A 12,918-nucleotide genomic window follows, 5' to 3' on the forward strand; every position below is an offset into this window, starting at 1 on the left:
GACTTCCAAGACACAGGGACCCATAACCACGAATGGGCGTTGTTAGAGAGCCGTCTGGCCGCTTGCCGATTGCGCCGGCCGCGGCGTATGGGTCCCGGCATGCGCCGGGACGACGCTGGGCATATAGCCGAGCTACGTCACACAAAAAAATCCCCGCTTTCGCGGGGATTTGTTTTTGAGTTCTTCCGACGTTTTCCCGAGTGCTCACTTGATCTGCGGTTTCGCCGACGGCCGGCGGCGATCGGCGGCGGGCTGGTAGGCGACGCGCGAGTGATGCGCGCAATAGGGCAGGCCGGCGAGCGCCTTGCCGCCGCAGAAGAAGAATTCCGGGCTCGAGGGATCGCCGACCGGCCAGTGACAGGTGGCCTCGTTGAGCTCGAGCAGCGAGAGCCGCTGGCTCATCGGCACCACATTGTCGTAGGAGATCGGATCGGGCTCCATCTCGACCTCGAAGGCGTGCGCCAGCGCGGTGTTGCCGCGCGAGACCGGTCGCGCCACCCGCATCATGTGCTGGGCGGGGCGAGCCTTGCGCTGCCGCGGCGCGGCCGTGGAGGGCGCCTTGGCGCGGCCGGAGAGGCCGAGCCGATGCACTTTGCCGATCACGGCGTTTCGCGTCACATTGCCAAGTTCCGCCGCGATCTGGCTGGCCGACAGGCCGGACTCCCAGAGCTTCTTCAGCTGCTCGACGCGATCGTCGGACCAGGTCAATACAGTCATCGCATTCTTCCCTTCGCGTAGCGCCGGCCAATCGTTGGAGCGGCGCTGCGAGCCAATCTGGACAAATATCCCTGCGGCCAGAATCCCTTAGCCCTCGCCGGGCACGGTGTTGCGCCCGAACGTTTACGCGAGACACGAAGGCTACTTAGAGGGTCCAGTACCGCCGCACGAGATGTCGTACCCGACAGGCCAAACGCTACAATATGGCGTGACTCAGGCGCAAGAGTCCGCGGCCGTGCGTCCACATGTTCCCACACAGTTAAGCAGTTCGATGAGGGTTTTCCACCGCACCGGAATGCTCCGGATTGCGCTCGTTTCGCATTGCAGGAAGGCCACTTCGTGGCGATTGACACTTACTGACCGCAGCATAGAATGCCCGCCACGTGCCGCCCGCAAAGGCGGCCGTTTTGTTTTCCGAAGCTGGCCGTTGCTGCGCTGGCGTCAAGGCGCGCGGCAATTGTCGGCTTCAAACCGTCAGTGATCGCCATGACCAACGCTGCCACGTCGCATCTGCTCCCCGTCTTCGCCAGGGTCGATCTCGGCTTCGAGCGCGGTGAGGGCGCCTGGCTGATCGCAACCAACGGCGACCGCTATCTCGATTTCACCTCGGGCGTCGCGGTCAACGCGCTCGGGCATGCGCATCCGCATCTGGTCAAGGCGCTGCAGGAGCAGGCGACCAAACTCTGGCACATGTCGAACCTGTTCAAGAGCCCGGACGGCGAGGCGCTTGCCGCGCGGCTGTGCGAGCAGAGCTTTGCCGACTTCGTGTTCTTCTGCAATTCCGGCGCGGAAGCGATGGAGGGCGTGATCAAGCTGGTCCGCCACTATCACTTCTCCAAGGGCCATGGCGAGCGCTACCGCATCATCACCTTCGAGGGCGCCTTCCACGGCCGCACGCTGGGCACGCTGGCGGCGACCGGCTCGGCGAAATATCTCGAGGGCTTCGGGCCGCCGATGGACGGCTTCGACCAGGTGCCGCATGGCGACATCGAGGCGGTGAAGAAGGCGATCGGTCCGCACACCGCCGGCATCCTGATCGAGCCGGTGCAGGGCGAGGGCGGCGTGCGCTCGGCGCCGCAGGCGTTCTTCAAGGCGCTGCGCGCGCTCTGCGACGAGCACGGCCTGCTGCTCGCCTTCGACGAGGTGCAGACCGGCATGGGCCGCACCGGCGAGCTGTTCGCCTACAAGCGCACGGGCGTCACGCCGGATGTGATGTCGCTGGCCAAGGCGCTCGGCGGCGGTTTCCCGATCGGCGCAGCGCTGGCGACCGCGCAGGCTGCGGCCGGCATGGCGCCCGGCTCGCACGGCTCGACCTTCGGCGGCAATCCGCTCGCGGTCGCCGCCGCCAATGCCGTGCTCGACGTCATGCTGAAACCCGGCTTCTTCGAGCATGTGCAGAAGATGTCGCTGCTGCTCAAGCAGAAGCTCGCCTCCGTCGTTGACCGCTATCCCGGCGTGCTGTCGGAGGTGCGCGGCGAGGGGCTGTTGATCGGCGTCAAGGCCGTGGTGCCGTCGGGCGACCTGATCGCCGCCCTGCGCAACGAGAAGCTGCTCACCGTCGGCGCCGGCGACAATGTGGTGCGGTTCCTGGCGCCGCTGATCGTGACCGAGGCCGAGATCGATACGTCGATCACCGCGCTCGAGCGCGCCTGCGCGACATTGTCGGCGGCGCAGCCGAAGAAGGCGGCTGGATGATGAGCAAGCCGGTCCGTCACTTCCTCGACATCAACGAGCTGCCGCTCGGCGAGCTGCGCAACATGCTGTCCGCCGGAGCCGCCATGAAGGCGAAGCTGAAGGCGCATGAGAAGGGCAGGAAGCCGCTCGAAGGCAAGACGCTGGCGATGATCTTCGAGCGCCCGTCGACCCGCACAAGGGTGTCGTTCGACGTCGGCATGCGCCAGCTCGGCGGTGAATCCATCATGCTGACCGGCGCCGAGATGCAGCTCGGCCGCGGCGAGACCATCGCGGACACCGCGCGCGTGCTGTCGCGCTATGTCGATGCGATCATGATCCGCATCCTCAACCATGACGCGCTGCTCGAGCTCGCCGCCCACGCCACCGTGCCCGTGATCAACGGCCTGACCCGGCGCTCGCATCCCTGTCAGGTGATGGCCGACCTCATGACCTATGAGGAAAATCGCGGCTCGATCGAGGGCAAGACCGTGGCCTGGACCGGCGACGACAACAACGTGCTGGCCTCCTGGGCGCATGCCGCCGAGCGATTCAAGTTCCAGCTCAATGTCGCAACCCCGCCGGAGCTCTCGCCGAAAAAGCCGATGCGCGACTGGATCAAGGCGACCGGCGCGCCGATCGTGCTCGGCACCGATCCGGAAGCCGCCGTGCGCGGCGCCGACTGCGTCGTCACCGACACCTGGGTGTCGATGGGCGACAAGGAGGGCGAGCACCGCCACAACGTGCTGCGGCCCTATCAGGTCAATGCCAAGCTGATGTCGCTCGCCAAGCCGGACGCACTGTTTATGCACTGCCTGCCCGCGCATCGCGGCGAGGAGGTCACCGACGAGGTGATCGACGGGCCGCAATCCGTGGTGTTCGACGAGGCGGAAAACCGCCTGCATGCGCAGAAGGGCATCCTGGCCTGGTGTTTCGACGCGGTCGCGTAGCGCCCATTCAATGCTGTCGTCCCGGCGAAGGGCGGGACCCACAACCACCGATGTAAATTTTGCGAAAGCTGGAGCCCCAGCTGAATGCAGCAACTCACATTGGTGGTTATGGGTCCCTGCTTTCGCAGTGACGACGGATAGATCCGTTCTGCTGAACCCCTTTCGTTTTGCGGTCCGAGACCCCAGATAGAGCGCCATGGTTTCACAATCCCCCGACATCAAAATCACGCCCGAGGCGCCGGTTCGCGCGCCCTCAGCGGTTCCTGTCGACGATGCCGTGCTGGCCTTCGAGGTCGGCGCGCTGGATCTGCGTGGCCGGCTAACCCGGCTCGGACCCGCGCTCGACGAGATCCTGCACAAGCACGATTATCCGCCCGCGGTCGGCAAGCTGCTCGGCGAGGCGATCGTGCTCACCACGCTGCTCGGGTCGTCGGTCAAGTTCGAGGGCCGCTTCATCCTGCAGACCCGGACCGACGGTCCGGTCTCGCTTCTGATCGTCGATTTCCAGGCGCCCGACCGGCTGCGCGCCTATGCGCGCTACGACGCATCGCGCCTCAAGAATGGCCAGAGCTCGGGCGAGCTGCTCGGCAAGGGCCACCTTGCGATGACCATCGATCAGGGCTCCAACACCAGCCGCTACCAGGGACTGGTCGCGCTCGACGGCGGCGGCCTGGAAGAGGCGGCCCATGAATATTTCCTGCGCTCGGAGCAGATCCCGACGCGGGTGCGGCTTGCGGTCGGCGAGGAGATGCGCGGCGGCGAGGGCGGCAAGCTGCACTGGCGCGCCGGCGGCATCCTGCTGCAATTCCTGCCCAAGGCGCCCGAGCGCGCCAAGCAGGCCGATCTGCATCCCGGCGATGCGCCGGAAGGCACGACCACGCATAGCGTGCCGGACGATGACGCCTGGGTCGAGGGCCAGTCGTTGATCTCGACCGTCGAGGATGTCGAGCTGATCGATCCCGATCTGTCCGGCGAGCGGCTGCTCTATCGCCTGTTCCACGAACGCGGCGTTCGCGTTTTCAATCCGCAAACGCTGCGCGCGCAGTGCTCCTGCTCGCGCGATGCGGTGTCGTCGATGCTGAAGAGCTTTGCACCGAACGATCGCGCCGAGATGGTCAAGGACGGCAAGGTCGTCGTGACCTGCGAGTTCTGCTCGTCGGTGTATGAGTTCACGCCGCAGGAAGCCGGCGTCGAGTAGGCGCGTTCGTCATCGTAGCCCGGATGAAGCGCAGCGAAATCCGGGGTCGGTCCAACCGCGGATGCACCTGCCCCGGATTGCACTTAGCTCCATCCGGGCTACGCAGGCGTCAGTTCAGCACCCTTTTCCCGCCCGGGCTCGGGCTGTCCAGCGAGAATGTCGGCACGTCGATGTCGAAGCGCTCGCCGGCTTCGGTGACCATCTGATAGCTGCCGGTCATGAAGCCGGAGGCGGTCGGCAGCGGCACGCCGCTCGTGTATTCGAAGCGCTCGCCGGGCGCGAGCACCGGCTGCTCGCCGACCACGCCCTCGCCGCGCACCTCCTGGCGGCGGCCGGTGGCGTCGGTGATGATCCAGTGCCGCGTCCGCAGTTGCACCGTTTCCGGGCCCGAATTGACGATCACGATCTTGTACGACCAGAAATATTCGCGCCGGTCGACCGACGAGCGCTCCGGCATGAAGTTCGGCTCGACGGTGACTTCGATCTGGCGGGTAACGGCGCGGTACATGCGGCTCAATCCGATGGTCCTGGCGCATGCTCCGTTTTCGACCGGATCATGCTCAAACAGGGCGCTATCATAGCCAATTGGTCAGCCGGAACCAATCGCCTGCCAGGCCGTGAAAAGGCGGACTTGGAAAGCGGGACTTGGAAAGCCGGATTTGGGGCGGTCCGTTCATCGCGGTTTCAACATAGTTCCCCTCTAAAGCGCGGCCGCATGCCGCCGCACTCCGTGCTTTGTCGGCAACTCGCGGACCGATATTATCTTTTCAGCACGGCGTGCGGGGCGTCCGCAGCCGACACGGTGTTTGATGAGCTCGATTGCCGACCCCATAGCCGGTTCGCCGGCGGCCGACGCCAAGACCGAAGTAAAGGCTGAGGCCGAGGCGAAGGTTGCTGCGCCCGCGATCACGCTGCCGGCGACCGGCGAGCGCGAGCTCCGCCTCGATCTGTTCCGCGGGCTCGCGCTGTGGCTGATCTTCATCGATCATCTGCCGACCAATCTTCTGACCTGGCTGACGATCCGCAACTACGGCTTCTCCGACGCCACCGAGATCTTCATCTTCATCTCCGGCTACACCGCGGCCTTCGTCTATGGCCGCGCGATGCTGGAGGGCGGTGTCGTGATCGCGACGGCGCGCATCCTGCGCCGGGTCTGGCAGATCTATGTCGCGCACGTCTTCCTGTTCACGATCTTCCTCGCCGAGATCTCCTATGTTGCGACCTCGTTCGAGAACCCGCTCTACTCGGAAGAAATGGGGATCATGGACTTCCTCAAGCAGCCCGACGTCACCATCGTCCAGGCGCTGCTGCTGCGCTTCCGTCCCGTCAACATGGACGTGCTGCCGCTCTATATCGTGCTGATGCTGTTCCTGCCGCTGATCCTGTGGCTGATGAAATGGAAGCCCGATGTCACGCTCGGCCTCTCGGTCGTGCTCTACGCGCTGACCTGGCAGTTCGACCTTTATCTGTCGGCCTATCCGAACGGGTTCTGGGCGTTCAATCCGTTCGCCTGGCAATTGCTGTTCGTGTTCGGCGCCTGGTGCGCGCTCGGCGGCGCGCGGCGGATGTCGCGGATCCTGTCGTCGAACATCACGATGTGGATCTGCATCGTCTATCTGGTCGCGGCGTTCTTCGTGACGCTGACCTGGTACGTGCCGCAGCTCGGCCACATCATGCCGAAGGTGATCGAGCAATGGATGTATCCGATCAACAAGACCGACCTGGACGTGTTGCGGTTCGCACACTTCCTGGCGCTCGCCGCGCTCACCGTGCGCTTCCTGCCCAGGGATTGGCCGGGCCTGAAATCGCCCTGGCTGCGACCTTTGATCCTGTGTGGCCAGCATTCGCTTGAGATATTCTGCCTCGGGGTCTTCCTCGCCTTCGCCGGTCACTTCGTGCTTGCCGAAGTCTCTGGCGGTGCCGCACTGCACGCCTTGATCAGCGTCTGCGGCATCCTCATCATGTGCGGCATGGCGTGGATCATTTCGTGGTACAAGCACTCCGCCGACAAAGGCGCCTCGAAAAAAGGCGCCGCCGGCAACGCCGATCTGGCGGGAGGGGGAGCATGAAGTCCGCGCGGACGATGCTGGGCCTGACGCTGCTCGCAGCCTGCCTGACGGCCGGTTTGGCGGCGGCGCCCGCGCGCGCCGGCGACACCGCGGAGCCGCCACCGCCGCCGCCCTGCGACGTGCCTGCCTATCTGCTTACGAGCGAGAGCTCGCTGCCCAAGGTCACCGACGCCATCAAGTCCAACCGGCCGCTCAACGTGCTGGTGGTCGGCAGCCGGTCCTCGACCATCCAGGGCAACGAGGCGAGCGCCTATCCGGCCACGCTGCAGGCGGCGCTGAAGGAAGCGTTGCCGTCATCGACGATCGATCTATCCGTAGAACTACAGGGTAAGAGCACCGCCGAGGAGACCGCGGGAACTCTTGTTAAGCTTGTTGAAGCAAAAAAGCCTACTTTGGTTATCTGGCAGACCGGAACCGTCGATGCTATGCGAGCGGTCGATCCCGACGATTTCCGTACCGCCATCAACGAAGGCGTTGTTGCGTTGCGGGACGCCGGGACTGACGTGGTGCTGGTCAATCTGCAATACAGCCCGCGTACGGAGACGATGATCTCTGCGCCGCCCTATCTCGACAACATGAAGGTGGTGGCACAGCAGCACGACGTTCCGCTGTTCGACCGGTTCGCGATTATGAAGCAGTGGAGCGACGCCGGATATTTTGACCTGTTCAGCACCTCGCATGGTGTCGATCTGGCCAAGAAGGTTCATGCCTGTCTCGGCCGCGCACTGGCGAAATTCGTGATCGATGCGGCCCATCTGGGCCCGGTGCAGCAGAATTAAGGAAGCAGAGTAAATGCGTTTTGCCTTCCCTTTTCGCGCTTCCGCAGGGCGAGGTCTCTGCGCCGTTGCGGTGCTGACGCTGCTCGCGGTCGTGCCGTCGCGCGCGCAGACCGACCAGCATGCAGCGCTTTCGTCCGACGGCAAGACCGAGGCTGCAAAGCCTGATGCGATGCAGCCCGCTGCGACGGCCGATGCGACCAATCCGCCGCAACCCGGCGTCGCCGCGAAGGCGCTCGACAGGGTGAAGCAGGCCGCGAAATCAGCCAGCGACATCTTCCACCGCGTGCCCTGTCATCAGCCCAAGGGCGTGCCGAACAGCACCGGCTCGCTGCCGCATGTCGCGGCCAAGCTCGCCGCCGGCAAGCCGGTCGTCATCATCGCGTTCGGCTCGTCCTCGACCCAGGGTTATGGATCGTCGGCGCCGGAATTCACCTATCCGAACCGGCTGGCCGGACAGTTGCGCCGGCAGTATCCGTCCGCCGACATCACCGTGCTCAATCGCGGCAAGGGCGGCGAGGACGCGCCCGAGATGATGGCGCGGCTGCAAACCGAAGTGATCGACGTCCATCCCGACATGGTAATCTGGCAGGTCGGCACCAACGCGGTGCTGCGCAACCTCGATCCCGCCGAGACCGCCAAGCAGGTCGAGGACGGCGTGGCGCGCCTTCAGGCGTCAGGCGCCGACGTCGTGCTGGTCGATCCGCAATATTCGCCGCGCGTCACCGAGCGCCCCGAAAGCGCGCGCGGCATGGTGAAGCTGCTCGGCCGCATCGCCGCGCTGCGCCATGTCGGCATCTTCCCGCGCTTCGAGGTGATGCGCGACTGGCACGAGAAACAGGCGATCCCGATCAACGATTTCGTCATCGCCGACGGCCTGCACATGAACGACTGGGGCTATGCCTGCTTCGCCCAGCTGCTCGGCGACGACATCATCCGCTCGGTCGGCGCGATCAAGATCGGCGTCAACGTCCCCGCTGACGTCAGGACCTACCGGCCGATGTGATCGGCTCTCTCTTCGCGGACCCGTTGGCGCGCGTCAGAGATGTAGGTGCATGAATCACCAGCGGCACCAAACATTCAATGTCGTCCGGCCTAGTGCGCAATTGCGCACTAGGCCGGGACGACAGCGGAGCGTGTGGCGCCACTCGCGCCTTAGGGCCACGGGTCGCTCACCACCACCTTCCCAAGCTTGACCTTGCCACGGTAATCCGCTCCTTTGGCCTTGACGCATTCTCCTAAGCGCCAAAGGAAACGCTCATGTCTTTCGTGCTGGCCATCGATCAGGGCACCACATCGTCGCGCGCCATGGTGTTTCGCGGCGACATCTCCATCGCCGCCGTCGCGCAGCAAGAGTTTCCGCAGCATTTCCCTGCCTCCGGCTGGGTCGAGCACGAGCCGGAGGATATCTGGACCTCGACCGTGATGGTGTGCCGCGAGGCGCTGGAGAAGGCCGGCCTCAAGGCGAAGGACATCGCCGCGATCGGCATCACCAACCAGCGCGAGACCACCGTGGTGTGGGACCGCGCCACCGGACAGGCCGTGCACCGCGCCATCGTCTGGCAGGACCGCCGCACCGCCGACATCTGCGCCAGGCTCAAGGCCGAGGGCCATGAGCCGGCGATCTCGGCCAAGACCGGCCTCATCATTGATCCTTATTTCTCCGGCACAAAAGTGGCCTGGATCCTCGATCACGTGCCGGGCGCGCGCGAGCGCGCCGAGCGCGGCGAACTCTTGTTCGGCACCGTCGACTGCTACCTCTTGTGGCGGCTCACCGGCGGAAGGGTGCATGCGACCGACGCCACCAATGCCTCGCGCACACTGCTGTTCAACATCCACACCGGCGCCTGGGACGACGACCTCGTCAACCTCTTGCGCGTGCCGCGCTCGATGCTTCCCGAGGTGAAGGATTCTTCCGCCCGGTTCGGCGAGAGCACCGCCGATCTGTTCGGTGGGCCGATCGCGATCTCCGGGATTGCCGGCGACCAGCAGGCCGCGACCATCGGCCAGGCCTGCTTCGAACCCGGCATGATGAAGTCGACCTACGGCACCGGCTGCTTCGCGCTGCTCAACACCGGCACCACGCCGGTGGCCTCGAAGAACAAACTGCTCACCACCATCGCCTACCAGCTCGGCGGCCAGCGCACCTACGCGCTCGAGGGCTCGATCTTCGTCGCCGGCAGCGCGGTGCAGTGGCTGCGCGACGGGCTCGGCATCATCAAGCACGCCGCCGAGACCGGGCCGCTCGCCGATAAATCGGACAGCATGCAGAGCGTCTATTTGGTGCCCGCCTTCGTCGGCATGGGCGCGCCGTACTGGAATCCGCGCGTGCGCGGCGCGCTGTTCGGGCTCACCCGCAACACCGGCCCGGCCGAGCTCGCGCATGCGACGCTGGAGAGCGTCTGCTACCAAACCTTCGATCTGTGGGCCGCGATGCGCACCGACTGGCCGGAGGCCAACGCCGCCAACACCGTGCTGCGCGTCGACGGCGGCATGACCGCCTCGGACTGGACCATGCAGCGGCTCGCCGATCTGCTCAACGCCCCGGTCGATCGCCCGATGATCCAGGAGACCACCGCACTCGGCGCCGCCTATCTCGCCGGCCTCGATGCCGGCGTCTATCCGGAGCCGACAAAATTCGCCGACAACTGGCGGCTCGAGCACCGCTTCAGGCCGGCGATGAGCCAGGCGACGCGCGAGCGCAAGCTCGCAGGCTGGGCCCGCGCGGTAAAGGGCGTGCTGGCGAGCGACGAGGGGGAATGATGAACTGATGTTGCGGCAAGCTCGCTGCACCTCTCCCGCTTGCGGGGTCGAGACGAGCGAAGCTCGCTCTTAGGTCGTAGCGCATCGTCGGATGCGCTACGGATCGGGGGCTCTCTCCTCACCAAGAGTGTCGCAAGCGGCGAAACCCCCACCCTGACCCTCTCAGCGCGAGCTTTGCCCGTCGCGCCCGCAAGCGGGAGAGGGGGCGAAGCTTCGCTGCGGCTGCTGCTCAATCTCGCCAAGTGTGCACAACAATCAATAACAACCATCGGAGAACAACATGAACACGGATCTCAACCGCGTCGCCAAGCTACTCACTGCCGCACTCTGCGCCGCAATACTTGCTGCACCCGCCACCGCGCGTGAGAAGCCGAGCCCGCTCGTCGCGGCGCGCGAGGTCAAGACCGACGTCGCCGGGCTGAAGGCGCCGGGGCAGATCCTCGTCGATGTCTGGGGCATCCCGCACATCTATGCCGGCAACGAGCACGACCTGTTCTTCCTGCAGGGCTTCAATGCCGCGCGCGATCGGCTCTGGCAGATCGATCTCTGGCGCAAGCGCGGGCTCGGCCTCTTGGCGAAGGACTTTGGCCCCGCTTATGCCGAGCAGGACAAGGCGCTGCGTCTGTTCCTCTATCGCGGCGACATGAATGCGGAATGGGCCGCCTATGGCCCGAAGGCGAAATCCTATGCAGAGGCGTTCGTCGCCGGCGTCAACGCCTATGTCGCCGACGTCCAGGCGGGCAAGCGCGCGCTGCCGATCGAGTTCAGGATCGCAGGCACGATGCCGGACCTGTGGTCGGCGGAGGATGTCGTGCGCGTCCGCAGCCACGGTCTCACGCGCAACGTCGCCTCCGAGGTGAAGCGCTCGCGGGTGGCCTGCGCTGCAGGCCTCGATGCCGATCGTTTCCGCGTCAAGCTGGAGCCCGCCTGGACCACCAGGATCCCCGACGGGCTCGATCCCTGCAGCGTGCCGAAGGCGGTGCTCGCCGCCTACGATCTTGCCACGCGGCCGGTGAAGTTCGCCGCGCCGAAGGACCAGAAGGCGGCGCTGGCGCATGATCCCGACACGTACCTCGCCGAGGCCGACCAGCAGCGCGACACCATCGGCTCCAACAACTGGGTGATCGCGGCAACGCGCACCGCGACCGGACGTCCGATCCTCGCCAACGATCCGCATCGCGAGCACTCGGTGCCGTCGCTGCGCTACATCGTCGGCCTCAACGCGCCCGGCATCTCCGTGATCGGCGCCGGCGAGCCGGCGCTGCCGGGCATCTCGATCGGCCACAACGACACCATCGCGTTCGGGCTGACCATCTTCAACGTCGACCAGGAAGACCTCTACGTCTACGAGCTCAACCCCGACAATCCGAACCAGTACCGCTATGGCAGCGGCTGGGAGGACATGCGGATCGTGCATGAGAAGGAAGCGGTGAAGGGCGAGGCCGACCGCGACCTCGAGCTGAAGTTCACCCGCCACGGCCCGGTGATCTTCGTCGACGCCGACAACAAGCATGCCTTCGCGGTGCGCTCGATCTGGTTCGAGCCAGGCACCTCGGCCTATTTCGGCTCGTCCGACTACATGACGGCGAAGAACTGGAACGGCTTCCTCGGCGCGATGCGGCGCTGGGGCGCGCCGTCGGAGAACCAGGTCTATGCCGACACGTCAGGCAACATCGGCTGGGTCGCCGCCGGCAAGACGCCGCGCCGCACCAGTTTCGACGGCCTGATGCCGGTGCCCGGCGACGGCCGCTACGAGTGGCAGGGCTTTCTGTCGCTCGACGAGTTGCCGAAGCTGTATCAGCCGAAGCAGGGCTTTATCGCCACCGCCAACCAGATGAATCTGCCGGCGGATTATCCGGTGGGTGAGCGCAGGGTCGGATTCGAATGGGCCGACAGCGCGCGCTGGCAGCGCATCACCGAGGTGCTGCAGGCCAACAGCAAGGTGACGCTGGCGGACGCGATGGCGCTGCAGAACGACGACACCGGCATGCTCGCGCGGCGCCTCGTCGCGCTGCTGAAGCCGCTCACGTCGGATGACGCGAACGTCAGGAAGGGCCTCGATCTGCTCAAGGCGTGGGATGCGCGTGATGCGGCCGATAGCGCGGCCGCCGCGGTCTACGAGGTGTGGATCGCAAACCATCTCGGCCCGGTGCTGCTCAAGACCACCGCGCCGAAGGCGGCCGAACTGATCGCGCCGGAGGCCTCCAGCATCTCCGCCATTGTCGGCTATCTCGAAAAGCCGGACGCGGCGCTCGGCAGCGATCCGGCAGCGGAGCGCGACCGCGTGCTGCGCGACAGTCTCGGCGAGGCGGTCGCCGATGTTGCCGGCAAGCTCGGGAGCGATGCGTCCTGGCGCTGGGGCCGGCTGCATGTCGCGCAATTCAATCACGCGCTGATGCCGCTCGCCGACAAGGCGACCGCGGCGCAGATGCAGGTCGGCCCGCTCGCCTTTGGCGGCGCCGCCAACGTGCCGCGCGCCGCCACCTATCGCCGCTCCGACTATCATCTGATCTCCGGCGCTTCATTCCGCATGGTGCTCGATGTCGGCAATTGGGATGCGAGCCGCGCCGTCAACACGCCCGGCCAATCCGGCGATCCCTTCAGCGGCCACTACCGCGACCTCGCGCCGCTATGGGCGACGGGCCAGTATGTGCCGCTGCTCTACAGCCGCAGCGCCGTCGAAGCCGCAACCGCGGAAGCGATCACGCTGACGCCAAGGTGAGCAGGGCGGTCGCCCAAAACTCCACTGTCGTCCCGGGCAAGCGAAGCGCGAC

The 12,918-nt window shown here is 65.8% G+C and carries 10 protein-coding genes; 8 read left to right on the forward strand and 2 right to left on the reverse strand.

Annotated features, from left to right (window positions below):
• Nucleotides 1-204 precede the first annotated feature (204 nt).
• Nucleotides 205-717 carry a GcrA family cell cycle regulator gene (locus tag AKL29_RS14940; protein WP_018269585.1) on the reverse strand — a complete coding sequence of 171 codons (513 nt, stop codon included), beginning with the start codon at nucleotides 715-717 and terminating at the stop codon, nucleotides 205-207.
• Between the two features lie 486 nt (nucleotides 718-1,203).
• On the opposite strand from AKL29_RS14940, the gene AKL29_RS14945 reads away from it, so the two are divergent.
• From AKL29_RS14945 to AKL29_RS14955, 3 genes are all read left to right on the forward strand, one after another.
• Nucleotides 1,204-2,412, forward strand: coding sequence for an aspartate aminotransferase family protein (locus AKL29_RS14945; RefSeq protein ID WP_050384727.1), 1,209 nt, complete (start codon nucleotides 1,204-1,206; stop codon nucleotides 2,410-2,412).
• Nucleotides 2,412-3,338 carry an ornithine carbamoyltransferase gene (gene argF / locus AKL29_RS14950; RefSeq protein WP_028333749.1) on the forward strand — a complete coding sequence of 309 codons (927 nt, stop codon included), beginning with the start codon at nucleotides 2,412-2,414 and terminating at the stop codon, nucleotides 3,336-3,338. Before AKL29_RS14945 ends, argF begins: the two co-directional genes overlap by 1 nt.
• Nucleotides 3,339-3,534: 196 nt before the next feature.
• Nucleotides 3,535-4,536, forward strand: coding sequence for an Hsp33 family molecular chaperone (locus AKL29_RS14955; protein WP_050384728.1), 1,002 nt, complete (start codon nucleotides 3,535-3,537; stop codon nucleotides 4,534-4,536).
• Between the two features lie 109 nt (nucleotides 4,537-4,645).
• Here AKL29_RS14955 and apaG read toward each other — a convergent pair whose 3' ends face one another.
• Nucleotides 4,646-5,044 (reverse strand): Co2+/Mg2+ efflux protein ApaG, encoded by a 399-nt coding sequence (gene apaG / locus AKL29_RS14960; protein WP_028333747.1) that lies wholly within the window; start codon nucleotides 5,042-5,044, stop codon nucleotides 4,646-4,648.
• Between the two features lie 301 nt (nucleotides 5,045-5,345).
• Between apaG and AKL29_RS14965 the strand changes: the two genes are divergently transcribed.
• The 5 genes from AKL29_RS14965 (at nucleotide 5,346) to AKL29_RS14985 (ending at nucleotide 12,866) form a co-directional block, all read left to right on the forward strand.
• Nucleotides 5,346-6,605, forward strand: coding sequence for an OpgC domain-containing protein (locus AKL29_RS14965; protein ID WP_050384729.1), 1,260 nt, complete (start codon nucleotides 5,346-5,348; stop codon nucleotides 6,603-6,605).
• The gene (locus AKL29_RS14970; protein ID WP_152977610.1) at nucleotides 6,602-7,384 is read left to right on the forward strand and encodes an SGNH/GDSL hydrolase family protein; all 783 of its coding nucleotides are present in this window, start codon (nucleotides 6,602-6,604) and stop codon (nucleotides 7,382-7,384) included. Before AKL29_RS14965 ends, AKL29_RS14970 begins: the two co-directional genes overlap by 4 nt.
• Before the next feature lie 13 nt (nucleotides 7,385-7,397).
• A complete protein-coding gene (locus AKL29_RS14975; protein WP_050384730.1) occupies nucleotides 7,398-8,387 on the forward strand; it encodes an SGNH/GDSL hydrolase family protein in 990 nt (329 codons plus the stop codon).
• A 254-nt stretch (nucleotides 8,388-8,641) separates the two neighbouring features.
• Nucleotides 8,642-10,144, forward strand: coding sequence for a glycerol kinase GlpK (gene glpK, locus AKL29_RS14980; RefSeq protein ID WP_028333743.1), 1,503 nt, complete (start codon nucleotides 8,642-8,644; stop codon nucleotides 10,142-10,144).
• 280 nt (nucleotides 10,145-10,424) lie between these two features.
• On the forward strand, nucleotides 10,425-12,866 hold the full coding sequence (locus tag AKL29_RS14985; protein WP_050384731.1) for a penicillin acylase family protein: 2,442 nt from the start codon (nucleotides 10,425-10,427) through the stop codon (nucleotides 12,864-12,866).
• Nucleotides 12,867-12,918 lie beyond the last annotated feature (52 nt).

This window comes from Bradyrhizobium pachyrhizi (assembly GCF_001189245.1).
GTDB classification, from domain to species: Bacteria; Pseudomonadota; Alphaproteobacteria; order Rhizobiales; family Xanthobacteraceae; genus Bradyrhizobium; species Bradyrhizobium pachyrhizi.